Raw genomic sequence first — 22,100 nt, 5'->3', positions numbered from 1 at the left:
CAAAGAGCTTGTCGGCGGCGGAAAATTAACGGCTTACATCCTTGATACTACACTTTAGCCGTCACGCTCCGCCAAACCTGAGCTAGGGAGTTTTAATCCGCATGAATCGGCTGGTCCGAATTGCTAGAAACCCGTGGATACTAACTGTCACGGCAGCGCTCATGCTTTATGCGCTTGCCGGGTTTTCACTCGTCCCCTATCTCGTGCAGCGTTATGTTCCCAAAATCGCCGCCGAGCAGCTTAAGCGCGATGCTTCCGTCGGCAAAGTCGCCTTCAATCCGTTCACATTCACTTTCGAAGCCCAGGATTTCAACCTGAATGACTCGAATGGCCAATCCGTCTTTCGATTTGCCCGATTGTTCGTCAACTTCGAATTGGAAAGCATATTTCGGCGTGCGTGGACGCTTGCCGATTTCCGCCTTGAAGCCCCTTCACTGAGGGCGATAGTCGAACAAGACGGAAAACTCAATCTGGCCAAAATCGCCGAAGCCGCGCCAAAGTCCGAAGAACCCGAAAAGCCCGACGAGCCCCTGCCCCGCCTTCTGGTCAAGCATCTCGCATTGACGAGCGGTTCGGTGGAATACGCCGATTACTCGAAGGACGCCGACATAACGGAAACGGTGAGTCCGATCGATTTGGAGCTCAATACGCTCACGACCCTGCCGGAGAAAACCGGCACTTATGAACTCGCTTTCAAGCTTCCGGACGGCGGAACTCTCGAATGGCGGGGAAATCTTTCGCTGGAACCGATTCTTTCCGACGGCGACGTACGGCTCGACGCTTTCAACTTGGCGCTCCCCTGGAAATTCCTCCGGGACCGCCTCAATCTGGCCGAACCGTCCGGCCGGGCTGCGTTGTCGGCGCATTATCGGTATAGCCAGAGCCCCGAAAAGACCGATCTGTCGGTGACCAATCTGGGGCTGACGCTGTCAGGGCTCCGCTTCGCCATGCCCGATACGGCCGATCCGATCCTCGCTTTGGAGAAGATCGAAGCCGGTAATGCCAGTTTCGACCTGGCCAGCCGATCGCTTAACGTACCCTCCTTCATCATCCAGAACGGCCAGGTCAACGCATCGGTCGACGCAACCGGGTCGTTGAACTGGCAGAATCTGGTGAAAGAGGACGCGAACGGTACCGCTTCGAATCCGGCCGATCCGCCGCCCGACGCCGAGCCCGCCCCCCCCTGGAAGCTGGCGGTCGAAAATTTCAAGATCGCCGATGTCGGTCTCGCTTATGCCGATGCCAGCCGCCGGTCGCCTTATGTCGTTTCGGTCGACCGGTTCGGTCTCGATCTCAAGGCCACGGCCGAAGTCGGCGCGGGTACGCCCAAAGCAAATCTCGACGGGCTGACGGCCGTTCTGAACGGAATCGCCCTTACCGAACCTGATTCTTCCGATCCCTTGGCCGCTTGGGATCAGTTCGAACTGGCGGAAGGGCAAGTGGGCCTCGAAAAGCGCGAGGCAACCATTGGACGGGCCGCACTTAGAGGCGGCAAGGCTCAAGTCGTCCGCGACAAGACCGGTACCATTCATTTGGCCGAACTCTTCGCGCCTAAGTCGGGCGATACCGGCGCGGAAACGCCTGCTGCCGAAGCCCCTGCCGAATCCAAGGGACAGCCGTGGCACTTCGCGCTCAACACATTCACACTGGAGGGATTCGATCTCGGCGTCGTCGACCATAGCTTCTCTTCCGAAGTCGCCTACGATTTCGAGGACATCAATATCGGCCTCAAGAGCATCACCAACGATGGCGAGACACCGGTCGAGTTCGATACCAACCTCAAGGTCAAACAAGGTGGCGCGCTGAAGGCGACCGGCACCGCATCTCCCACGGGCGATCGGGCGGAAGCCAAGATTCAGGTCGACCGGGTAAACCTGAAGGCGCTGCACCCCGTGGTCGCCAAATTCGCTAAGCTCAAGCTCGAAAGCGGCGACTTGTCCACCGCCGTGGACGTGGATTTCACCCGGACTCCGAAAGGCCCGTCGGTCAAGAGCAAAGGCGTCCTCAGCGTCTTCGACCTTCTGTTGATCGAGACCGAAAGCCGAAAGCCTTTTCTGTCATGGAAGAAGCTTTCGGCAAACGAGATCGATTTTTCGCTCGAACCGAACCGTCTTTCGATCCAGGAAGTGCGAGTCGATCAGCCGGGATCGAAGATCACGATATTCGAGGACCGCTCGACGAATCTTGCCGCCATATTCAAGGAACAAAGTCCGAAGACTCCTGCGAAGAAAGCGCCCTCGCCCAAGACAACATCGAAGCAAGATTCGAAAAAACCGTTTCCGGTCACGGTGGAGCGCGTCCGCGTCAACGACGGTGTCGTCGACTTCAGCGATCTGAGCCTGGTCATTCCCTTTTCCACGCTCGTCCACGACTTCGACGGGACGATCACCGATATTTCGACGGCGGCTTCCGGCCGGACGCATCTGGCGTTCACCGGGCGCGTCGATCAATTTGGATCGGTCAAGGTCGACGGTGCGCTGAATCCCATGCAGCAAAAAAAGTTCAGCGATATTACGGTGGTCTTCCGTAACGTCTCGATGACCTCTCTCTCGCCTTACAGCGCGACATTCGCCGGACGCAAAATACAATCCGGCAAGCTCGACCTCGATCTCGAGTACAAGATCGAAGACAGCATGCTGAAAAGCGAGAACAAGATCGTTTTGGACAATTTCACCTTGGGTGAACGCATCGAAAGCCCCAATGCCGTTTCCTTGCCGCTGGATCTCGCGGTAGCGGTACTTACCGACAGCCAAGGCCAAATCAACGTCTCGGTCCCCGTGGAAGGCGATGTGGACAGTCCCAAATTCCGCTACGGGAAAGTGGTTTGGGAGGCCTTCGTCACCGTACTGCAAAAAGCCGCAACCGCACCCTTTCGGATGATCGGTTCGGTGTTCGCGGGCGGCGAGGAACACCCCGACACGGTGCTGTTCGAGCCCGGCAGCGATGCCTTGCCGCCTCCGGAGCGGGAAAGGCTCAAAAAGGTCGCCGAAGCAATGGAAAAACGCCCCATGCTCAAGTTGACCATACACGGCCGGTTCGACCCCAAACGGGACGGCGAGGCGCTAAGATCGCTACACGTGCGGCAGGCCGTCGCGGAGAAACTGGATCTGGGTCTTAAACCTGGAGAAGATCCGGGACCTCTGGCGTTCACCAATGCCAAGACCCAGCGCGCTCTGGAAGACCTCACGATCGAGCGAGGAGGCCCCAAGGCGCTGGAAGAGCTTCAGGCCGCTTACGAAAAGAAGACCGGAAGGAAACCTCAGCGAGTCGGCAGAATATTGGCTCTTTTAGGCCGGGGTAGCGAGGACCAGGATTTCTATGAACGCCTGTTCGAGAATTTGGTGAATACCGCCGCCCCAATATCGACGTCCGAGCTCGAAGCTCTGGGAGATCGCCGGGCGAAAGCGATCCAGCAAGAGCTGATCGGCCTCCCCGGAGTCGATCGCACTCGTATCGGCATCGGAAAAGCCGAATCCACGTCGGACAACATCGACGGAAAAGTTCCTGCGCGGCTCGAACTGGGCGCGGTGGGCGGCTAAACGAAAATCGGGTGGAGGCGAGACAAATGAAGATGGCCGACGCCGCGCCTCAGAGACTGTTATGAATCGTCGTAGACGCGATAGCCGCATGGCCCGTGGCGACGCTGATCTGGTTGAGGGCGCTGACCACGTCGCCTGCCGCATATAAGCCCGGCACCGAAGTGCGGAGATGATCGTCGACGATGAGATGGCCTTCCGGGTCGCACTCCGCGCCGACCTGAACGGCCAGATCCGACCGAATCGCCGCGCCCAATGCGGAATACAAGGTATCGAAATTATAGGTCCGGCCACTCTCCATTCGTATCGCTCCGATTTTCCCCTGCTCGAAGCACACCTCCTCGATAGGTTCTTCGATTACCCGGATTCGAGCATTTCGCAGAACTTCCCGATCTTCGTCGGTGAGCGCCATATCCTTTCCAAGCGTCAGCAGGGTCAGATCACCGGTGTAGCACTTCAGAAACAGCGCCTCCTTGAGCCCCCCTTTTCCGAACCCGATCACCGCAACTTTTTTGTCGATAACCTCGTAGCCGTCGCAGATCGGACAATGCCTTATGTATCCGCTGCGAATCGCGTCCTTCAGGTTCGGCAGAACCGGCTCGATATCGACCACGCCGGTCGCGAGCAATACCGTCCGCGTCGTGAACCGGTCGTCGCCACAGCTTGCCGCAAACCCGCCTTCGATCTTTTCGATCCGAGTGATCAGACCGGAATCGATGCTCGCGCCGTATCGTACGGCTTGGGCACGAAACCGCATCAGCAGGTCGTTCCCTGAAATTCCGTCCGGGAAGCCCGGATAATTGTGCGAGATCGGAATCAGCGATGCCCGGCTGAAACCGGCATCAACGGTCTTGATCCTGCGGCGGAAGCGCGCGAGATAAATCGACGCCGTGAGGCCCGCGGGCCCCGCTCCTACGATCAGACAATCGAGTGCCGCATCGTCCATATCCGCCTCACGTGTGGTATATCCGCCGGTAGTCCGCGCCTCCGAGAGTGAGACTACCAACCGAACTCGGCCGTTCCTTGAGGGCGATTAGAGCGTTTTCATCTCGCTCGTACGGCAAAACAGGCCTGGCCGAAGTCGTTGGCGCCTTCGGCTCGGGTGAATGGATTCAAGCATTCGTAGGTCGGCAATCCTTTGCCGACGAAGACGCTCGGCCGGGACGTGGCGTCGGGAAGGGCGGCTTCGGCGCTCCAATCGCAAACGGCCTGGCCGGGAGCGCCGGCCAGCCCCTTCCCGAAGACGCCGTTTGCGATTGGAAGGTCGCGACTAAAGCGACCGTTTGCAATTGGGAGGGATTCCCGACCTACGCGCGAATGCCCGTACAGTAGGTATGAAAATGCTCTAGTCGCTTTGTCCCGCCCAGTTCCTCAAACGCGCCGCATCCAGCACTTCGACTGTTTTACCGCGAACCTGGATCATTCCGGCCTGCACCAATTGCTGCAGGATGCGGGAAAAGGTCTCCGGGCGCACCGAAAGTCGCGAAGCCAGCACCTGCTTAGGCGTTTCCCACTGCACGCTGTAGCACGTGCAGTTTTGGTCGGGCGCGGACCTGAGTAGGTATTGTGCGACCCGCATCGTGGCGTTCTGCAGCGTCAGCTCGTCGATTTCTTGCAGCAGTTGGTGAAGGCGCTGGCTCATACGGCCTAGCAGTCGAAAGCAGACGGCGGGCGAAGTCTGCAACACGGTCCGGAAGACTTTCATGTCGAATCCCCAAAGCTCGCTGGGAACAATTGCGCGGGCGCTTACCGGATAAAGATTGCCCTCCATGAACATCACCGCCTCGGCGAAAGACTGGCGGGGCTGAATGAGTTCGATGACCTTCTCCTCGCCCGCCGCCGAAAGACGGTAAAGCTGAATCGTCCCCGTTTCCAAGATATAGAAACGGCTAGCCCGTTGGCCGTGGCTGAAAAGCTCCTCTCCCGCCTCTAGCCAAACCGGAAGCGCGGCGGCGATCACCTGGGTCAATTGAGGTTCTTCCAGCTCGGCGAACAGCAGGTGCTTGTACAGCCAGTCGGGTACGGATTTCTTCATGCAAATCTCCCACGAAAAACCGCTTGATCTAGGTCAAGGAGAAACGAATGGGCGGTCGTTATGTTGTTCACCGTCCGAATCGATTTGACCGTCTATTCAAAGGAAAAAAGCCATGTTTTGTTATCAATGCGAACAAACCACCCGCACCGATTCCGGCAACGGCTGCGCCAGCGCCAAAGGCGTCTGCGGCAAAGATCAAGTCACTGCCGATCTACAAGACCTCTTGATTTACGGGATAAAAGGCATCGCCCAGTATGCCCGCCGCGCGCGTGCTTTCGGCATCTCCGACCGCGAGGCGGACGGGTTCATACTCTATGCCATGTTCACGACGCTGACCAACGTCAACTTCAACCCTGCCCGGTTCATCGCCATGATTCAGGAGGCCGCACGCCTGCGCGACCGAATCAAGGCTCGCTACGAAGAAGCCGCTCGGGATCGAGGCACTGCGCCGGAAGTTCTGGCCGGCCCCGCCGCCTGGCAGCCGGTAGACGACATGGACGGCTTGTTGATGCTGGCAGCATCGGCCGCCATAACCGCCGGCCGCGAACAAGTGGGCGACGATATTATTGGCCTCAGAGCAATGATCCTTTACGGGCTCAAAGGAGTCGCCGCCTACGCCCACCATGCCCATGTGCTCGGCTACGAAAGCGATGAACTCTATGCCCGCTTCGAGGAAATCCTGGATTTTCTAGCCGGCGAACCCATCGACGCGGAAGCGCTCGTAAACCAGGCGCTAGCCGTCGGCCAACTGAATCTGAAAGCGCTGGAACTCTTGGACGCCGCCAACACCGGCAGTTTCGGGCATCCCGAACCGGCCAGCGTGCGGATGACGCCGGTCAAAGGCAAGGCGATCCTGGTCAGCGGCCACGACTTGAAAGACCTGGCAGCGCTGCTGGAACAAACCAAGGGCATGGGCATCAACGTCTACACCCACGGCGAACTGCTGCCGGCCCATGCTTATCCCAAGCTGCGCGCTTATCCTCATCTGGTCGGCAATTACGGTGGGGCCTGGCAGGACCAAACCCGCGAATTCGCCGAATTCCCGGGTGCGATCCTGATGACGTCCAATTGCCTGGTCGAGCCCCAACCCCGCTACCGGCAACGCATCTTCACCGCAGGCCCCGTGGGCTGGCCCGGCGTACGTCACATCGCCAACGGCGACTTCTCGCCGGTCATTCAAGCGGCCCTGGCTTTCCCCGGTTTTCAGGAAGATGCCCCGGAACAAACCATTACCGTGGGATTCGCCCGCAACACGGTGCTAGGAGTCGCCGACAAAGTCGTGGATGCCGTCAAGACCGGCGCCATCCGCCACTTCTTCCTGATCGGCGGATGCGACGGCGCAGTGCCGGGACGCAATTACTACACCGATCTGGCGGACCACGTACCCGAGGACAGCGTCATTCTCACCTTGGGCTGCGGCAAGTACCGCTTCAACCGGCACGAATTCGGCGCTATCGGCGGCATTCCGCGCCTCTTGGACATCGGTCAGTGCAATGACGCCTATTCCGCCATTCAAATCGCGAGTGCCCTGGCCGGAGCGTTCAACTGCGGCGTGAACGATTTGCCGCTGTCCCTCATGGTGTCCTGGTTCGAACAAAAAGCCGTGGCAGTGCTGCTGACCCTGCTTTCGCTCGGCATTCGGGGCATCCGACTCGGACCGAGCCTGCCCGCATTTCTGACGCCTGCGCTCCTGGAGCAGCTATCGGCACGCTTCGACCTGAAACCGATCACTACTGCCGAAGCGGACATCGAGGCAGCGCTTCACCGGGCAGCCTGAACGTTTGAAGAAAGGGCTTATTCCATTCAGCATTCGAATGGACATTAATCGTAGGATGGGTAGAGCGAAGCGAAACCCATCGATGGTGGGTTAGCCCCTCGGCTCCGCGTAACCCACCGATTCGAGGTCGCTCGGTGGGTTACGCCCTCACGGCCTAACCCACCCTACAGCCCGCTCCCATCGATTTGCTCTCAGGGCGATCACGACTTTCCATTGGAGAACCCATGACCAACCACGTCATAACGCTCACCACCCGCGACGGGCAGCAGGTTCGTTTCACCTGCGAAACCGAACAGAATCTTCTCGCCGCCGCCGAGGAGGAAGGCATCGTACTTCCATCCTTGTGCCGGGACGGCGGTTGCGGCGCCTGTCTCTGTACCCGCGTCGACGGCGATTACCATCTGGACAGCTATAATCCGCAGGCGCTGCCCCCGGACGCCGCGGCTCGCGGCGACCTGCTGCTGTGCCGGGCCCATCCGCAAAGCGACCTTTCGCTCGAAGCGCCTTACGATTTCGACCGCATCCGCTTCGAAGCGCTGGCGAGCCGCCCCGCCGAAATCGTCGAGTTGGCGCCCATTGCCGAAAACACCGTGCGCCTGCTGCTCCGGCTGCAACCGGACAGCAGCGGCGGACAGGCCGCGGAATTCGAACCGGGGCAGTACATGAGTCTGGAAATTCCCGATTCCGGCATCAGCCGCGCCTACTCCATCGCCAATACATCCAACTGGACCGGAGAGCTGGAGTTTCTGATCCGGCTGCAGCCGGGCGGAACATTCTCCACCTATCTGGAGCGGGAGGCGAAGACCGGCCAGCGCATCGACGTGCGCGGCCCCAGCGGCCATTTCGTGCTGCAGGCGCAGAGCCTACGGCCTCGCTATTTCGTCGGGGGCGGCACCGGCTTGGCGCCTTTGCTGTCCATGCTGCGCCATATGGCCGAGTTGCAAGAACCGCAACCGGCGCGGCTCTATTTCGGCGTCAATCGCGAAGCCGAATTGTTCTGCCTGGACACGCTTCGGGAACTCACCGAGGCTCTGCCTCGGCTTAAAATCGAGCTTTGCGTGTGGCATCCGGAGCCGTCGTGGGCCGGATTTCGCGGCACCCCGGTCGATGCGTTACGGCGCGACCTCGAACAAGGCGGACCGGCGCCGGATCTTTATCTGTGCGGTCCGCCCGCGCTAATCGATGCTGCGGCGGAGACGGCGCGTGCTTTCGGAATCTCCGATGAACACATCTTCAGCGAGAGGTTCTTGCCTTCGAACTGAAGAGCCGGTCCACTCGCGGAATCGACCTTCCCATCGTTCGCGCGAGGTGATATCGATTACTCACTCCCCCAGGCCTAATCGAACGACTGAGCAATGAATCATCAACGGGCCGATCTACCGCTATGCGCCTTCGCCCGCCGCAATAAGATGCCTTCCCTGACCAGTGCGGTTTCGAAGTCCGGGAAATCGCGAGCAGACCCGCCGGCCCTCGCCCAAAGCGCCTGCAATCGCGCTGCCGCGAAGCGGCTCTCGCATTCCCCCTCCGGCAGAAAACCCAGCGCCTTGGCGGCATCTACAGCGAGATCGGATAGAGCCGGTGCCGCCTTGGCCCAGACTCCGCGCAGTTCGCGCAAGAAGATATTGACCGTCGTGGGTCCGATACCCTTCGCCAGAGCGATCAACCTTCGTTCGAGATCCTCCGCGGATTCCGCTTTCGCATGCAGCCTGTTGAGACTTCCCTGATAGTCCTCCAGCAAGGACCGCGACAGGTTTAGGAGCTTGGTGGCGGTCTTAAAGTCATAACGGGTATACCCGCCCGTATCCAATACCGCCACCAATCCGTTCCAGCCGCATTCGATAATGGCTTCGGGAGTCGTCAGCTTCCTCTCCGCGAAAGCCCGGTAAGTGCGCGCCGCCAGCCGTTCGGAAATGCGCGCTCCGAACAAAACGGCCGCAAGAAGCCATCTGAAAAGTTCGCCGTCATCCAGCCCGGCGACATCGATACCCAGTTCGGCGGAAAAGCGGCCGCGGCGAGCGGCAACCAAATCGGCGGGCGACAAATGTTCGGTTTCCGTTTGAGCCAATTCGGTCATGCCTTACCACCTCAGGATGCGCCATTCGCACAATCCAGCAGCGCCAGATACAAGCCTCGGACGACCGCTGCAAAGGACTCGTAATGAAGCCTATCCGGCCGGTCGCCAGCCGTGTGATACCAGGGATTTCGATAAAAGGCCGTGTCCGTCACCATGATCGCCGAATAGCCCTGCCTCCAGAAGGAAAAGTGGTCGCTGAGCGCAACGCCGGGCACGAAGAACGGAGCCGCGAGATGCTCGATCGGAAATTCCGAATTCCGGCGAAATGCACGCACGAGGCGTAGCAAACTGCTCCGAGAATGTCGGTTGGACACGAAGGCGATGAAATTGGCGCGGTCGGGATAAACGTACTTGAGCAGCACCGGATATCGCTGACTATTGGGTGTATCGTAATAGCATCCCAGCATCTCGAGCGAAACCATGAAGCGGATCCGATCGCCCCGCTCCTTGGCGGCTTTGGCGTAAATGAGGCTGCCCATATGGCGTCCCGCGAAAAACGGCGCTTCCTCGTTCACGAAGGCCACAAAGCGGACGGTCTTTTCCGGCTCGGAGCTCATGAACAAGCGCGACAGCTCCAGCAGCGCCGCGACGCCGCTGGCGTTGTCGTCCGCACCGGGACTTCCGAATACGGTGTCGTAATGGGCTCCGATCAAGACGATATCGAGCGGATAACGGGTTCCATGCCGCTCTGCCTCAAGATTGGCGCATTCGATCCCTTTCACCGTATAGGCGAGCCGGTTTACCGGATAACCCTGGGCTTCCCATTGCCCCGCGATGTAGCGCTCGGCGGCATGCAAGGCCTCCGGCAGCATCAGGTTTCGCTCGCCTATTTGATCGGCCAAAGTGTAAACGTGCATTTTCAATGCATCGGCCACCTTTTCCATCGCTTGCCGGCCCCTCATAAGGGTGTCTTATAACGGGTCCACGGGGCTCATACGACACGAAAACCTGAAATCAGGCTTCCCTTATCTGTCAACGAATAAGGGCGTCACGTCCCTCGGCTGCATCGGCCGTTGCCGTTTGCGGCACCTTGTGGAGAAGGACATGCCGCTCGGGAGCCTCTCCAATTCGATTGAAGAAAATTCCAAAAAGTTGCGCACAAAAAAGGCCGCTCGAAGCGGCCTTTTTCGTCTGATTCAAATGCACTTACGGACGGTTATCGGCTGCGCCCTCTTTCTCCGGCAACAGAAGATCCGCGCGGCTGATACCCAACCGATAGGCCAATGCGCTGGCGACGTAGATGGACGAATAGGTCCCCACCGCGATGCCGACAATCAAGGCCAGAGCGAAGTTCCGAAGCACTTCTCCACCCCATATGGCCATCGAAATACAGGCCAGTAAGGTTAGGAAGGAGGTCATCAGGGTACGGCTCAGCGTTTCGTTGATGGACAGGTTGATGACGTCCAAAACCTCGCCGCGCCTGATTTTCCGGAAGTTTTCGCGAATTCTGTCGAATACCACAATGGTGTCGTTGAGCGAATAGCCCAAGATGGCTAGGACGGCGGCCAGTACGCTCAGATCGAAGTCCAACTGCAGAATGGAAAACACGCCCAGGATTACGGTGATATCATGCATGGTGGCCAGAATCGCACCGAACGAAAAGCGATATTCGAAACGCCACGCGACATAGACCAGAATCCCGAGTATCGCCAATAGCAAGGCGACCACGGCGCTTTCGGCGAGGTCTTCGCCCACCTGGGGTCCGACGAATTCGATGCGATGGAGTTCGGCTTGAACCTCCGGATTCTTGCGGAGCGCCTCCATGACTCGCGTCCTCAGATCGGTGCTCGTGATTTCCGCTTGCGGGGCGAGACGGATCAGAACCTCCTTGGACGTTCCGAAATGTTGCACTATCGGATTGGCGAAACCGGCTTCTTTCAGCTGCTGACGCACCTCCTCGAGATTCGCCGGTTCCTGATAACCGACTTCGACAATGGTGCCGCCGGTAAAATCGATGGCGAAGTTCAAGCCTTGCCAGCCAAGTGCGATGATCGACGCGAGGCTGACCACGGCGGACAGGACAACCGCAGGCACGCGCCAGCGCATGAAGTCGATTGCGTAGCCGCGAGTATTAGTATCGGACACTGATCAAATCTCCTGAATTCTTTATATCGGACTCAGATCCACAGTTTGGCGACTCGCCGCTGGCCGTAGACGAAATTGACCAGCATCCGCGTACACATCACCGCGGTGAACATCGACGTCAAAATCCCGATCGTCAAGGTCACGGCGAACCCCTTCACGGGACCAGAGCCGATACTGAACAACATGATCGCCGCAAGAAGCGTCGTGATATTGGAGTCGAAAATGGTGCCGAACGCGCGCTCGAATCCGGCGTAAATACTGGACTGAATGGAATTGCCGTTACGCAGCTCCTCCTTGATGCGCTCGTAAATGAGCACGTTGGCGTCTACTGCCATACCTATGGTCAGGGTGATGCCTGCAATACCCGGCAAGGTCAATGTCGCTTGGAGCAACGACAGAATCGACAAAATCAAAGCGACATTAAAGAGCAAGGTGATATTGGCGATGATCCCGAACACCTTGTAATAGAGGATCATCACAGCAGCAATCAGGGCAAAACCGATGATGAACGAACGGGTACCCTGCTCGATATTTTCCTTACCCAAGCTGGGGCCGACGGTTCGTTCCTCGACGATGTCCACCGGCGCGGCCAAAGCTCCTGCACGCAACAGCAAGGCCAGATTACGCGCCTCTTCGGTACTATCCAGACCGGTAATTTGGAAGCGCTTGCTGAAGCGGTCCCGAATGGTCGCGACGTTGATGACCTCCTCGACCTTTTTCTTGGTGGCCACCTTCCGGCCTTCCACTTCTCTGGTTTCCGTCTTGGTTTCGATATAGACGACCGCCATCGGCTTGCCGATGTTCTCGCGCGTAACATCGGCCATTTTGCGCGCGCCTATGCCGTTCAGTGTCACGAACACGGCCGGAGAACCCGACTGAGAATCGAGCCCGGAGGAAGCATCCACGATCTGATCGCCGGTCACGATGATCTTACGCTGCAGCAAAATGGGCCTGCCGCTTCGATCCTGGTAGAGCCTGGCGCCCAACGGCGTCTTGCCCTCTTCCAGGCCTTGGGCGCTGTGCTCGGTATCCACCAGGCGAAACTCCAGCGTCGCGGTGGCCCCCAGAATCTCCTTGGCGCGGGCGGTATCCTGGACGCCGGGGAGCTGTACCACGATGCGGTCTTCGCCCTGCTGCTGAATCACCGGCTCGGCGACGCCAAGTTCGTTAATGCGATTACGCAAGGTCGTGATGTTTTGCGCCACAGCCAGACGACGGATCTCCCGGCGTTCGGGTTCCGACAATCTGGCGCGCATCACGGTGCCGTCCTCGCCGAGCTCCAAACCGCGAAGTTCTCGCTGCATGACATCCCTGGCCTGGGCCAGCGTTTGGCCGTCCGGGAACTTCACTTCGATGGTCTGGTTACTTCTATCGACGGAGAGATAACGGATTTTGCTTTCGCGCAAAAGTGAACGAATGTCTTCCGCATAACGCTCTTCAGCCTGGCGGACGGCCGCGTCCATATCCACCTGCATCAAAAAGTGCACGCCGCCCCGAAGGTCCAATCCCAGATACATGGGTTGGGCGCTGATCGCTCTGAGCCAATCCGGAGTCGACGGCGCGAGGTTGAGTGCTACCGTATAGTTATTTCCCAGCGATCCGGTGAGCAAATCGGCCGCTTTGAGCTGGGTCTCGGTTTCGGTAAAACGCACCAGAAGCCGCTTCTCAGACAATTCCAACAACTTCGGTTGCATCCCGGCGTCGGTCAGCAGTTTTTCGACTTGAACACGAGTAGCTTCGTCCAGCTTAGCGCTCCGCAAAGGCGAAAGCTGAACGGACGGATCCTCGCCGAAAAAATTGGGCAGCGAGTAAATCGTCGCCAACACCAATACGGCGATAATCAGAAGGTTTTTCCAAAGTGGAAAGCGGTTTCGCATGATAGCTGCCTATGAGGCGTGATGCACGGTATAGTGCATCCGCCGTTGAATTAACTTGCTTAGCCGTTTTATTTTTCGGCCTTTTTCTTAGCCTTGTAGGTACCCTTCGGCATCAGTGATGCTATGGCATGGCGCTGAACGTATACGTAGGTGTTATCAGCCACTTCCAACTGAACGAAGTTATCATCCAAATCCGCTACTCTACCCAGCAGCCCGCCATTGGTCACGACTTCGCTCCCTTTGGTCAGCGACTGGATCATTCTTTTTTGCTCTTTCGCCCGTCTTTGCTGCGGGAGAACGAATAAGAAAAAGAAAATCAGCAATATAGCCAGCGGTAGAATAAGACCAGCCAACCCCGGCTCTTGCTGGGCCGGCGCGGCTTGAGCAAATGCGTCGGAAATGAAGAAACTCATATTTGGTCCTTGCTTATCTTTCTTTTAAAACGCGGCATTATTACACAAAACCTCGCCTTTTCCTCGTTGCTCATAAAACCGGGCAACGAATTCACTCAGCCTGTTGTCCTCGATCGCTTGCCTGAGGCCGGCCATAAGCTCCTGGTAATAGTAAAGATTGTGTATGGTATTCAACCGAGACCCTAGAATTTCGCCGCATTTGTCCAAATGGCGGAGATAGGACCGGCTGAAATTTCGGCAGGTGTAGCAACGGCATTCGTTATCCAGCGGGCGGGTATCGTTCTGATAGCAACTGTTGCGGATGCGGATTGCGCCATGACGCGTGAACAGATGACCGTTGCGGGCATTACGTGTCGGCAGAACGCAGTCGAACATATCGATGCCGAGCCGCACCGCCTCGACGATGTCCTCTGGAGTACCGACTCCCATCAAGTAACGGGGTCTATCGGATGGCATGTTCGGCAACAGCGAATTCAAAATGCGCGCCCGGTCTTCCTTGGGTTCGCCCACGGAAAGACCGCCGATGGCATACCCGTCGAATCCGATATTCTTCAAGCCCTCTACCGACTCGAACCGGAGTTCTTCGTAGACGCCGCCTTGAACGATACCGAACAAAGCCGACGGATTGCCCTCATGCGCATCTTTGCTCCGTTCGGCCCAGCGGAGCGAAAGACGCATGGAATCGGCGGCTTGCTCGTAACTAGCGGGATAAGGAGTACACTCGTCGAAGATCATCACGATATCCGAACCCAAGTCCCGCTGAACCGCCATCGATTCCTCGGGGCCCAAAAACGTGACGCTGCCATCCACCGGCGAGCGAAACCGGACGCCGGCCTCGGTAATCTTGCGCATAGCACCTAAGCTGAACACCTGAAATCCACCGGAGTCGGTCAGGATCGGGCGATCCCAATGCATGAAATCATGCAGATCGCCGTGGCGGCGGATGACGTCGGTACCAGGGCGGAGCATCAGGTGAAAGGTATTTCCCAGCACGATCTCTGCGCCAAGCTCCTTGAGCTCTTCAGGCGTCATTGCCTTGACGGTGCCGTAGGTGCCGACGGGCATGAATGCCGGAGTCCGCACGTTTCCGCGCGAAAAGATAAGCTCGCCCCGTCGGGCCCTGCCGTCAGTGCTGCTTACGATAAACTCCATCGGATTTTTAGATGTGCAAAAACAAAAGAGGCCTGACTATCTGAAATAGGCAGGCCATCTCGAATCGACGTAATTGGTGCCGATGGTCGGACTTGAACCGACACGACTTGCGTCACCACCCCCTCAAGATGGCGTGTCTACCAATTCCACCACATCGGCTAAACATGGTCTAACAAGGTTGGCTATTTCTCTTGCTCTGCCGGCGGAAGCGTATCGGCGCTATCGGGCAAATCGGCCTTGTCAGTTGCTGGCGGCTCTTCCACTACCGGAGGAAGATCGCGTTGAGACGGGTCCAAACCAGGACCATCAATGATATCAACTTGTTTATTATCCTGTTTATCTGCCAAGTACGCAAGACTCAAACTGGTCACAAAAAACAGTGTAGCCAGCACCGCGGTCGTGCGAGACAAAAACGAAGCTGCGCCCCGTGCACCGAACAGGCTATTAGACGCTCCACCGCCAAAGCCCGCTCCGGCATCGGCGCCCCGGCCTTGCTGAAGAAGCACCAATCCGATGACCGCCAAGGCGACCACGACATGAATAATTGTCAATGCCTGATACATAAAAACTTCACCTAAACCGAATGGCATATCGAGAGAAAGGACTCGGCATCCAAGGACGCTTCGCCAATTAATCCACCGTCCACGTCGGGCATACCGAACAAGGTACGGGCATTTTCGGGCTTTACACTACCGCCATATAGAATCCGGACTGAAGCCGATACTTCGGGTTCCCGCTCCGAAATCTTTCGCCGCAAATATTCGTGTATCTCTTGCACTTGCTCGACTGTCGCGGTTCGCCCGGTCCCGACAGCCCAGACGGGTTCGTAAGCGATCACCGCATTTGCCAGCGATTCAACGCCAGCCATATCAAACACCGCCTCCAACTGCTCGTCTATGACAGTAAATGTATTACCCTGTTCACGCTGCTCCAGAGTCTCACCCACGCATAAGATTGGCGTAAGACCGTGATCGAGCGCTTTTTTATAACGCGCAGCCACCAGTTGATTGGACTCTCCGTACCGCAGTCGCCGCTCCGAATGCCCGACGATAGCCAGGTCACACCCGAACTCACGCAACATGGGCGCGGAGATTTCACCCGTATAGGCGCCTTCGTCCTCATCCGCTACATTTTGCGCGCCAAGCAAAATCGCTTTGTTTTCCAACAGTTCGGCTGCCTCGGGTATGAATACATAAGGCGCACATACACCGACCTCTGCCGGAGCGGTTTCCGAAATGCCGGAAAGAATGTTCGTCAGCAATGTTTTTTTACTTTCTCGAGTGCCGTTCATCTTCCAGTTTCCGACGACCAGAGGACGACGAACCATTGAGCGCTCCTTGTTGTAAAACCGTAGAAGCTTAATGACTCAGAGCCTGTTTTTCAAGCTGAAAGGATCTATATTCGGTCTGCGTGCCTGCGCTTATCAAAAAGTTATAAGAATATTCTAGAGTCTTACTCAACATTCTCGGTCTATTGGATTAAGCTCCCACAACTTTTTACAACCAGCCCAGAATTTCGCTCATAGAAAATTGCTATTCACTGGATGAGACTCTCTGGTGGTTCAGTAAACCGAAAGCCTCAGGTAACATCCCCCGATATTGCCCAATGGACATGGGCAAGAGACGTTTCGCTATTTTTTCTAAAGCCTTTTAGCGCGACATTACAGCTTTTTACCCCAACGCTTAATCTTTATGCTCGAAAAATGCGATTGGATGGAGCCGAGGCATGATCAAACTTGTTGAGCTACGATATTTCGCCTGCCTGCCTATACTTCACCGCCTAATCTGAGCGATCGTGCATCTGCATTTCCATAGCAGAGGTAGTCGTGCATGAACTGCGTTCAAGCGGAAAACGCCTCTCCCGAATGACGAAAGCTATTCTTTCTCTATTTGGCGAATTTGATTGCCGATGCTGAACCTGAGCCGACGCGCACGGGCGCATTCGCTAGTGCCCGCTCCCGCTCGAACACACCAGTTGCCTACCGGCAGCACACCGATAGCCTTTGGCCGTCTCATCTATGAAGGAAGGATCCACGCACGAATTAGCGCAACCCGTATCGGAAGGTGTCCTAAACAAAGCACATGCTCTTTTCGCGTCGGCGACGGAGAAAATCTATGAATTCGGCAACCCTAGCCCCATCTCAATCGCGAGAACAAAAAAGTTTGGTGATCGCCGCGCTGGGCATCGTATTCGGCGATATCGGTACCAGCCCGCTTTATACACTTAAAGAGTGCTTCGGCGGCATTCTGGCGCTAGAACCAACGCCGGCAAATGTCCTCGGCATCTTGTCGCTTATTTTCTGGGCCATTCTGATCGTCATATCGTTGAAGTACGTCATCTTCATCATGCGAGCGGATAACAAAGGCGAAGGCGGTATCATGGCCCTGATATCCCTTGTCCAGCAGAAGGCGGAAATAAGTACCCGCTTCCGATTTTTACTGATCGGGCTCGGATTGATAGGCGCATCGCTATTTTACGGCGATGGGATGATCACGCCGGCCATCTCGGTCTTGAGTGCAGTCGAAGGACTCAAAGTCCTTCAGCCGGAGCTTCATTCCTATGTGGTTCCGATTTCTCTTGCAGTCCTAATAGGGCTTTTCACTTTTCAACGAAAAGGGACCGCGGGCGTCGGTGCGCTATTCGGGCCGATTATGGCAATTTGGTTCTGTAGTCTCGCAGTTTTTGGCACGCTCAGTTTGATAAAAAGTCCAGCCGTTTTAGCTGCCGTGAATCCGGTACATGCCTTTCACTTCTTTGCAGCGCATGGCTGGCCTTCCGTTTTGATCTTGGGAGCGGTGGTGCTGGCCGTTACCGGCGGCGAAGCATTGTATGCGGATATGGGACATTTCGGCCGCGAACCGATTCGCAAGGCATGGTTTCTGTTCGTCCTTCCGTCACTGATGCTGAACTACTTCGGCCAGGGGGCTCTTCTCATCCAAAATCCGTCGGCGGTTCAAAATCCGTTCTATTTCCTTGTTCCTGGCGGGGCGCTGGTTTTCATGATCGGCCTAGCTACGATAGCCACAATTGTCGCTTCCCAAGCGGTAATTTCTGGAACCTTTTCCCTTACGTCTCAAGCGATTCAGTTGGGCTTCTGCCCTAGGCTCGGCATTCAATACACCTCTGAAGAGGAAAAGGGTCAGATCTACATTCCTTGGATCAACTGGGCATTGATGGTCGCTATCATCGGATTGGTTCTAGGGTTTCAGTCTTCATCCAACTTAGCGGCCGCTTACGGCATCGCCGTCACCGGCACGATGGCCATCGATACGATTTTGGCTTTCGTCGTGGTGTACAGCTTATGGAAGTGGAATCCGATCATTAGCGGCATGCTGGCTTTTGGATTCCTTACCGTCGACTTGGCCTTCTTGGTCGCTAATGCAGCGAAAATTTTTGAAGGCGGATGGTTCCCGTTAGTCATCGGGCTTATCGCCTTTACGCTCCTGACGACATGGAAACGCGGCCGCGATCTTCTCCGGGAGAGCCTACGCGAAGACTCGGTACAAGTTGATCAATTCTTAGCCGAAATCGTCAATAATCCTCCGTTGCGCGTCGCCGGCACGGCCGTATTCATGACGAGCAGCCGCGAAGGCATTCCACCCGCGTTGCTGCATAACCTAAAACACAACAAGGTACTGCACGAGACTGTCGTGCTTATGACTGTCACTACCGAAAACGTTCCCCGCGTAGCTCCCGAAAAACGCCGCGAAATCCGCCGCCTCGGCGCAGGCTTTTTTAGAATCAATCTACATTATGGATTCATGGAAGCGGCCAATATCCCACGAGTCCTTAAATCAAGCAGTCGAGATTTTGACATTGATATCTCGGATACGACCTTTTTCCTCAGCCGCGAAACCATTATTCCCAGCACGGTTCCGAAAATGCCGCTTTGGCGCCTGAAGCTGTTCATCGGCATGTCCCGCAATACGAGCAGTGCTGTAAGTTTTTTCCGGATTCCGCCCGATCGCGTCGTTGAACTGGGCGTACAACGCATGCTGTAATTGAGTTTTAAGCATTTTTACTTAAGGAAGTTTATGGACATTCCCCTTTATTTGAAGGCAATCGTGCTTGGTATTTTGGAGGGAGCCACCGAGTTTCTTCCGATCTCCAGTACCGGTCATTTAATCATTGCCAATGATCTATTGTCTTTCACCGGGGAACGGGCGAAAACGTTCGACATATTTATTCAGCTTGGGGCGATTTGTGCCATCGTTTGGCATTACCGGCAGCGCATTACTCGCGTGTCCGGGTCGCTATTCTCGGATCCAGCCGCATTCCGTTTCGCGCTTAATGTCTTGATCGGGTTTCTACCGGCAGCTCTACTCGGTCTTTTTCTTCACAAAACCATCAAGACTCAGCTCTTCAACCCGATTACCGTAGCCGGGGCGCTGATACTCGGCGGCCTCGTGATTCTGTTGATCGAAAGCCGGCGCCGGACTCATCATGTCGAGCACGTCGACGAGTTGACCTGGCATGTGGCGCTCAAAGTGGGCTTAGCTCAAAGCCTTGCCTTGTTTCCGGGCGTATCTCGAGCGGGCGCGACGATCATGGGTGGGTTGCTAAGTGGCATGTCACGGTCAGTTGCGACGGAGTTCTCGTTCTTTCTCGCTATTCCGACGATGTTCGCCGCCACTTTCTACGACCTGTACAAGAATCTCGACATCATGAGACCTGAAGATCTGGAGATGTTGGCAGCCGGTTTCGTTGCGGCTTTTTTCAGCGCTTGGCTGGTTATTCGAGCGTTGCTGGCATTCGTCGCCCGACACAGTTTCAAAGCGTTTGCCTGGTATCGAATACTGTTCGGCTCATTGGTATTGGTCTATTTTCTGTCGACGACCGGACTCACTGTTTCGCTCTGATTCAACGATTTCATTGCCCGGTTTCCAACCAGATGCACCCCGAATTCCCATTGTCCCCGGACTTAATCTATTTGAATCATGCGGCCGTGGCACCGTGGCCTTTGCGGACGGCCCTGGCGGTAAGCCAGTTCGCAGAGGAAAACGCCCGATACGGTGCGTCCCGTTACTTGGAATGGGTGAAACAAGAAGATTTATTGCGGGAACAGTTGAGGGACTTGCTCAATGCGCCATCCACGGACGATATCGCTTTAGTCAAGAACACTTCCGAGGCCATCTCGCTCGTGGCTTTTGGTCTCGACTGGCAACCCGGCGACAATATCGTCTCCAGCAACGAGGAGTTCCCGTCAAATCGAATTCCGTGGCAAGCACTAAGCGATCGAGGAGTGGAGTTCAAAGAGGCAGATCTAAATGCCGCTCGCACGCCTGAAGATGCCTTGTTTGAGCTAGCCGACGAACACACAAAGCTTATCACCGTCAGTTCTGTTCAATACGCTTCGGGGTTACGCCTCGATATGGACAAAATCGGCCGGTTCTGCCGCGACCAAGGGATTTTATTTTGCATTGACGCCATTCAAAGCTTAGGGGCATTGCGTTTCGACGTACAAAGGTGCCACGCAGATTTTGTCATGGCTGATGGTCATAAGTGGATGTTCGGACCGGAAGGGCTAGGTGTTTTTTATACCTCGCCGCGTGCGAGAGGCTTGCTGGGTCTAATGCAATACGGCTGGCACATGGTTGAGAACGCTGGGGATTACGATAACCGGTCTTGGCTTCCGGCACGGAACGCCCGTCGCTTCGAATGCGGCAGCCCCAATATGCTGGGAATACATGCGCTGTCCGCCAGCCTCTCGCTGATATTGGAAACCGGCATAGAAAGAATTGAAACCTTACTGTTGGAGCGAACCGCTTACTTGGTCGAAACGATCATGAATCACCCGGCACTGGAACTTCTCTCATCCAGCGTTTCCGAACGTCGTTCAGGCATCGTGCTGTTCCGCCACCGATCTCTGGAAAACCAACGGCTTTATCAGCACCTGAATCAAAATAGCGTTGTCTGTGCATTGCGGGGCGGCGGCATCCGTTTCTCGCCCCATTTCTATACGCCCCTAGATGCGCTCGAACGAGCGGTCGATATCGTGCTACGCGCTTAGGCTCGAGCTCCTGGAAACAACCGAAAGAAGTTGTCCGAGCTGAGCTCTGCAACGCGCTCGATAGAAATTCCTTTCAGTTCTGCGACACACTGCGCCACGTGTCTTACATAAAAAGGATAATTCGGTTTTCCACGAAACGGGATCGGAGCAAGGTATGGCGAATCCGTTTCGATCAAGAAACGATCTTCCGGAATCATTCTGGCGACCTCTTGTATCGATTGAGCGTTCCGGAAAGTGACGATCCCCGAGAATGAGATAAAAAACCCCAGATCCAGGACCTGCCGCGCCGTCTCCCAATCCTCGGTAAAACAATGGAACACACCACTGACTTGATCTGCCCCCTCTTCCTTCAGCACATTGATTGTGTCGTCCTTGGCTTCACGCGAGTGAATAATTAACGGCTTACCAACGATTTTGGCGGCTCGGATGTGTTGCCGAAACCGCTCACGCTGCCAATCCAGGCTGCCCGAACTCCGGTAGTAGTCCAATCCGGTCTCACCGATAGCGACCACCTTGTCATTTTCCGCGAGGACGACAAGCTCTTCGACACTCGGCTCTCTTGAAACCTGCTCGTTAGGATGGACACCAACCGATACTGAGACATCGTCGTATCCATCCACCAAACGGCGCATTTCGGAGTAGCTGTCAAGATCGATGGATACACACAGCATGTGTTCGATCTGCTGCGCTCGCGCTTCTCTCATAAACGAAGCGAACTCACCCTCAAAAGGCGTTAAATCCAGGCGATCAAGATGGCAATGAGAATCTATGAACATAAGGGAAATACTGCGCCCTCTTAAGAAATGGGCGAACGTCAACTAAATTAGCTATCTCTGTTTCTCTAGACAGCGCATGTTTGGTCTAGATCCGAGTCTATCTGATACCTGATCAATAGAAAAAAGCCCTCCTTCAGAGAAGGAGGGCTTTTCAGTGCCGACCGTCGGTCGTAAAGCCTCGAGGGCGCCGGGACCCGGCGCCCCCTTGGTCTTACATGAAGGACGGGATCAGCGGAGCGTCGATCTGGGTGACCTGACGGCCGCCCGCATCGTCAAAGAAGAACAACAGACCGGCAAAGCGGCTGTCCGGATCGTAGATGATGTCGGACAAACGATAGACTTCCCACGCCGCATCGCTGGCGGTG

At 56.2% G+C, this 22,100-nt stretch carries 18 protein-coding genes and 1 tRNA gene; 6 read left to right on the top strand and 13 right to left on the bottom strand.

Annotation, left to right across the window (positions count from 1 at the left end; translation table 11 throughout):
* Positions 1–101: 101 nt before the first annotated feature.
* Positions 102–3,539 carry a DUF748 domain-containing protein gene (locus B2A78_RS22075; RefSeq protein ID WP_077732213.1) on the top strand — a complete coding sequence of 1,146 codons (3,438 nt, stop codon included), beginning with the start codon at positions 102–104 and terminating at the stop codon, positions 3,537–3,539.
* A gap of 49 nt (positions 3,540–3,588) precedes the next feature.
* On the opposite strand, the gene B2A78_RS22070 is transcribed toward B2A78_RS22075, so the two are convergent.
* Both B2A78_RS22070 and B2A78_RS22060 read right to left on the bottom strand, forming a co-directional pair.
* A complete protein-coding gene (locus B2A78_RS22070) occupies positions 3,589–4,482 on the bottom strand; it encodes an NAD(P)/FAD-dependent oxidoreductase (RefSeq protein WP_077732212.1) in 894 nt (297 codons plus the stop codon).
* A 399-nt stretch (positions 4,483–4,881) separates the two neighbouring features.
* Positions 4,882–5,571, bottom strand: a complete 690-nt coding sequence (locus B2A78_RS22060; RefSeq protein WP_077732210.1) for a Crp/Fnr family transcriptional regulator — start codon at positions 5,569–5,571, stop codon at positions 4,882–4,884.
* A 112-nt stretch (positions 5,572–5,683) separates the two neighbouring features.
* Between B2A78_RS22060 and hcp the strand changes: the two genes are divergently transcribed.
* Together hcp and mmoC are read left to right on the top strand one after the other, a co-directional pair.
* Positions 5,684–7,348, top strand: a complete 1,665-nt coding sequence (hcp, locus tag B2A78_RS22055) for a hydroxylamine reductase (protein WP_077732209.1) — start codon at positions 5,684–5,686, stop codon at positions 7,346–7,348.
* Positions 7,349–7,572: 224 nt separating this feature from the next.
* Positions 7,573–8,610 carry an aromatic/alkene monooxygenase hydroxylase FAD-binding subunit MmoC gene (gene mmoC / locus B2A78_RS22050; protein ID WP_077732208.1) on the top strand — a complete coding sequence of 346 codons (1,038 nt, stop codon included), beginning with the start codon at positions 7,573–7,575 and terminating at the stop codon, positions 8,608–8,610.
* 101 nt (positions 8,611–8,711) lie between these two features.
* Here the strand turns inward: mmoC and B2A78_RS22045 are convergent, their stop codons facing one another.
* The 9 genes from B2A78_RS22045 to tpiA all read right to left on the bottom strand — a co-directional run bounded on the left by B2A78_RS22045 (position 8,712) and on the right by tpiA (position 16,276).
* Positions 8,712–9,422, bottom strand: a complete 711-nt coding sequence (locus B2A78_RS22045) for a hypothetical protein (RefSeq protein ID WP_143735281.1) — start codon at positions 9,420–9,422, stop codon at positions 8,712–8,714.
* A gap of 11 nt (positions 9,423–9,433) precedes the next feature.
* Complete coding sequence (locus B2A78_RS22040; RefSeq protein ID WP_240502637.1) at positions 9,434–10,324, bottom strand: M28 family peptidase; 891 nt, start codon at positions 10,322–10,324, stop codon at positions 9,434–9,436.
* Positions 10,325–10,568: 244 nt separating this feature from the next.
* Complete coding sequence (gene secF, locus B2A78_RS22035) at positions 10,569–11,507, bottom strand: protein translocase subunit SecF (protein WP_240502636.1); 939 nt, start codon at positions 11,505–11,507, stop codon at positions 10,569–10,571.
* Between the two features lie 32 nt (positions 11,508–11,539).
* Positions 11,540–13,384 (bottom strand): protein translocase subunit SecD, encoded by a 1,845-nt coding sequence (secD, locus tag B2A78_RS22030; RefSeq protein WP_077732206.1) that lies wholly within the window; start codon positions 13,382–13,384, stop codon positions 11,540–11,542.
* Positions 13,385–13,452: 68 nt separating this feature from the next.
* Entirely contained in the window at positions 13,453–13,797 is a 345-nt protein-coding gene (gene yajC, locus B2A78_RS22025) for a preprotein translocase subunit YajC (RefSeq protein WP_077732205.1), read from the bottom strand.
* 24 nt (positions 13,798–13,821) lie between these two features.
* Entirely contained in the window at positions 13,822–14,949 is a 1,128-nt protein-coding gene (gene tgt, locus B2A78_RS22020) for a tRNA guanosine(34) transglycosylase Tgt (RefSeq protein ID WP_077732204.1), read from the bottom strand.
* 74 nt (positions 14,950–15,023) lie between these two features.
* Positions 15,024–15,108, bottom strand: a tRNA-Leu gene (locus B2A78_RS22015).
* Between the two features lie 23 nt (positions 15,109–15,131).
* Positions 15,132–15,512, bottom strand: coding sequence for a preprotein translocase subunit SecG (gene secG, locus B2A78_RS22010; RefSeq protein ID WP_077732246.1), 381 nt, complete (start codon positions 15,510–15,512; stop codon positions 15,132–15,134).
* An 11-nt stretch (positions 15,513–15,523) separates the two neighbouring features.
* Entirely contained in the window at positions 15,524–16,276 is a 753-nt protein-coding gene (tpiA, locus tag B2A78_RS22005; protein WP_077732203.1) for a triose-phosphate isomerase, read from the bottom strand.
* A 787-nt stretch (positions 16,277–17,063) separates the two neighbouring features.
* Here tpiA and B2A78_RS22000 point away from each other — a divergent pair.
* From B2A78_RS22000 to B2A78_RS21990, 3 genes are read left to right on the top strand one after another with little or no spacing between them, the layout of a single operon-like run.
* Positions 17,064–18,950, top strand: a complete 1,887-nt coding sequence (locus tag B2A78_RS22000) for a potassium transporter Kup (protein ID WP_077732202.1) — start codon at positions 17,064–17,066, stop codon at positions 18,948–18,950.
* A 33-nt stretch (positions 18,951–18,983) separates the two neighbouring features.
* Positions 18,984–19,808 (top strand): undecaprenyl-diphosphate phosphatase, encoded by an 825-nt coding sequence (locus B2A78_RS21995; RefSeq protein ID WP_077732201.1) that lies wholly within the window; start codon positions 18,984–18,986, stop codon positions 19,806–19,808.
* Between the two features lie 32 nt (positions 19,809–19,840).
* Positions 19,841–20,959 carry an aminotransferase class V-fold PLP-dependent enzyme gene (locus B2A78_RS21990; protein ID WP_077732200.1) on the top strand — a complete coding sequence of 373 codons (1,119 nt, stop codon included), beginning with the start codon at positions 19,841–19,843 and terminating at the stop codon, positions 20,957–20,959.
* Here the strand turns inward: B2A78_RS21990 and B2A78_RS21985 are convergent.
* Complete coding sequence (locus tag B2A78_RS21985) at positions 20,956–21,735, bottom strand: TatD family hydrolase (RefSeq protein WP_077732199.1); 780 nt, start codon at positions 21,733–21,735, stop codon at positions 20,956–20,958. The genes B2A78_RS21990 and B2A78_RS21985 overlap by 4 nt on opposite strands.
* A 211-nt stretch (positions 21,736–21,946) precedes the next feature.
* Positions 21,947–22,100 (bottom strand): methane monooxygenase/ammonia monooxygenase subunit B (locus B2A78_RS21980; RefSeq protein ID WP_240502543.1); only part of this gene is annotated, 154 nt, incomplete at its 5' end.

Source organism: Methylocaldum sp. 14B, assembly GCF_002005105.1.
Classification (GTDB): Bacteria; Pseudomonadota; Gammaproteobacteria; order Methylococcales; family Methylococcaceae; genus Methylocaldum.
The sequence above is the reverse complement of the archived record's forward strand: the minus strand, read 5'-3'. Positions and strand labels throughout refer to the sequence as shown.